Raw genomic sequence first — 3,090 nt, 5'->3', positions numbered from 1 at the left:
CTCTGACATGGTCGATCAATTCGTTGATCTGGCCCTTGGTGATGATCAGCGGCGGCGACAGCGCGATGATGTCGCCGGTGGTGCGGATCAGCGCGCCGCGCTCGAACGCCTTGACGAAGGCCGAGAAGGCCCGCTTGGTCGGCTGGCCGGCGATCGGCGCCAGCTCGATCGCGCCGATCAGGCCGATGTTCCTGATATCGATGACGTTCGGCTCGCCTTTCAGCGAATGCAGCGCGTCTTCCCAGTACGGCGCCAGCTCCTCGCCGCGGGTCAGCAGGCCCTCTTCCTTGTAGGTGTCGAGCGTGCCGAGTGCGGCCGCGCAGGCGATCGGGTTGCCCGAATAGGTGTAGCCGTGGAAGAACTCGATCATGTGCTCAGGGCCGGTCATGAAGGCGTCGTGGATCTCCTTCTTCACGAACACCGCGCCCATCGGGATGACGCCGTTGGAAACGCCCTTGGCGGTGGTCATGATGTCTGGCGTGACACCGAAATAGTCGGCGGCGAACGGCGTGCCGAGACGGCCGAAACCGGTGATGACCTCGTCGAAGATCAACAGGATGCCATGCTTGGTGCAGATTTCGCGCAGCCTCTCGAGATAACCCTTCGGCGGCAGGATGACGCCGGTGGAGCCGGCGACCGGCTCGACGATGACGGCGGCGATGGTGGAAGCGTCGTGCAGAGCGACGATGCGCTCCAGTTCGTTGGCGAGTTCCGCGCCATACTCCGGCACGCCCTTGGTGAAGGCGTTCTTCTCGGGCAGATGCGTGTGCGGCATATGGTCGACGCCGCCGAGCAGCGTGCCGAACATCTTGCGGTTGGTGACGATGCCGCCGACCGAGATGCCGCCGAAATTGACGCCGTGATAGCCGCGCTCGCGACCGATCAGCCGGGTGCGCGAGCCCTCGCCCTTCACACGATGATAGGCGATGGCCATCTTGAGCGCGGTCTCGACCGATTCCGAGCCGGAATTGGTGAAGAAGACATGGTCCATGCCCTTGGGCGCGAGGTCGACCAGGCGGTTGGCCAGTTCGAACACGATCGGGTGGCCCATCTGGAAGGCGGGCGCATAGTCGAGCTCGGCGGCCTGCTGCTGGATCGCCTCGGTGATCTTGGGACGGCAGTGGCCGGCATTGACGCACCACAGGCCGGCGGTGCCGTCGAGAACCTTGCGGCCGTCGCTGGTCGTGTAATGCATGTCCTTGGCGGACACCATCATGCGCGGCGCCTGCTTGAACTGCCGGTTTGCCGTGAACGGCATCCAGAATGCGCTGAGATCGTTCGGCGTGACTTTCAGCCGGTTGGACATGACCAGGACTTCCCCTTGTAATCTGTTTCGGTGCGCCCAACGCTTGGTCTTTGCCGCGTTTTCATGCTACGCAAATTTTTGACCGATTGGACAAACGTTAGCACCGCCCTGTCGGCGGTCAAGGGATTACTAGCGGAAATGCGGCACCTGAAGTGCGTTCCACAGGCTAGGGAAAAACTGGTCCAGAGAATTGGTCCAGATGACCCTCAACGCGAGGGCTGGCAACGGTGACCACGGACGCTCCTCGTCGCACCCGCATCCAGCAGGAAAAGCGCGAACTCATCCTGGAGGCGGCGCTCGAGGTTTTCTCGACCAACGGTTTTCGTGGCTCGACCATTGACCAGATCGCCGAAGCCGCCGGCATGTCGAAGCCGAACCTGCTCTATTATTTCCGCCGCAAGGAAGACATCCACGAGACGCTGATGCAGCGCCTGCTCGACACCTGGCTGGCGCCGCTGCGTGAACTCGATGACATCGGCGACCCCTTGACCGAATTGCGCAGCTACATCAGACGCAAGCTGGAAATGGCACGCGACTTTCCGCGCGAGAGCCGGCTATTCGCCAACGAGATCCTGCAAGGCGCGCCGCGCATCATGCCGCTGCTGGCCGGAGAGTTGAAGACGCTGGTCGACGAGAAGGCGACCGTCATCAAGGGCTGGATGCGCGCCGGCAAGATCGCCAAGACCGATCCGTGGCACCTGATCTTCTCGATCTGGGCGACGACGCAGCATTATGCCGATTTCGACGTCCAAGTCCGCGCCGTCCTCGGGCCGAACCGCGGCGGCGACGGCCGCTTCGAGGATGCGGCAAGGTTTCTCGAACAATTGTTCCTCGATGGCCTCAAGCCGAAGGGGTAGCAGCGAGATCACGTCTTGGGTCAACTTGGCAGTCGTCGGGCTATCCCAGACGGTGGGGATTGGCCGAAGCGCACATTGATTTCGTCATTCTAGGGCGAAGCAAGGAGCGAAGCGACGCGGCGCAGACCCTAGAATCCATGCCGCGACTTCAACGCGCCGCAACGGTACAAATTCTGCTCCGCTGTACCCTTCGACCAATGTCACGGAATGGATCCCAGGGTCTCCTCGACGCCGCTTCGCGGCTGCTCCGCCCTGGGATGACGAAGTGGAGGGTTACGCGCTGCGCCGCTCGGCCGGCAGGGCGTCCAGCAATGTCTGCAGCTTGGCGACCGAGTTCTGCTCGGCAAGCGGCGTATAGACGATCAGCTTCATGTCGGAGCCATCGCCGATCGACAGGCTCATATGCTCGAAGATCATGGCGCCCGCGCTCGGGTGCCGGACATGCTTCACCCCCGACAACCGGTGCGCGACGTCGCGCTGCGGCCACCAAGCGCGAAATTCGGGGCTCGAACGCGTCATCAACTCGATCAGCCGCTCGAAATCCGGATCGCCGACATAACGCGCACTCGCGGCCCGGAAGGAGGCCAGCACGGTGCGCGCCAGTTGCTCCCAGTCGACCAGGAGGCGCCGGTGGTGCGGGCTGGTGAACACCATGTGGACGATGTTGCGGGCGTCCCCCTCCAGCAAGCCATAGTCGCCGAACACCGCGACGGCAGCCGGGTTCCAGGCCAGCACATCCCAGCGCCGCCCGACAACATAGGCCGGCTGCAGCACCAGGCTCTGCAGCATGTGCAGCAAGGGGCCGTCGACTTTTTCCGGCGCCACGGCACGGCGCTCCGGCTGCTGGCGGTCGGCGAGGATGAACAGATGCTGTTTTTCGGCGGCGTCGAGGTGCTGACGGCACTTGCCGAAGCACTGCGCCTCGAC

Annotated in this window: 3 protein-coding genes; 1 reads left to right on the top strand and 2 read right to left on the bottom strand. The window is 63.4% G+C overall.

Features of this window, described 5'->3' with window-relative positions:
• Positions 1-1,306: aspartate aminotransferase family protein (locus tag EN906_RS28780; protein WP_164777428.1), on the bottom strand; the 1,306-nt coding region annotated here is incomplete at its 3' end.
• A 227-nt stretch (positions 1,307-1,533) separates the two neighbouring features.
• Here EN906_RS28780 and EN906_RS28775 point away from each other — a divergent pair.
• A complete protein-coding gene (locus EN906_RS28775; RefSeq protein ID WP_127272371.1) occupies positions 1,534-2,163 on the top strand; it encodes a TetR family transcriptional regulator C-terminal domain-containing protein in 630 nt (209 codons plus the stop codon).
• Positions 2,164-2,436: 273 nt separating this feature from the next.
• On the opposite strand, the gene EN906_RS28770 is transcribed toward EN906_RS28775, so the two are convergent.
• A partial coding sequence (locus EN906_RS28770; protein WP_127375548.1) for a transcriptional regulator occupies positions 2,437-3,090 on the bottom strand: 654 nt, incomplete at its 5' end.

Origin of the sequence: Mesorhizobium sp. M7A.F.Ca.CA.004.06.1.1 (genome assembly GCF_003999135.1) — a bacterium.
Classification (GTDB): domain Bacteria; phylum Pseudomonadota; class Alphaproteobacteria; order Rhizobiales; family Rhizobiaceae; genus Mesorhizobium.
Note: the sequence above shows the minus strand (reverse complement) of the source record. Positions and strands in the feature narration are given on the sequence as shown.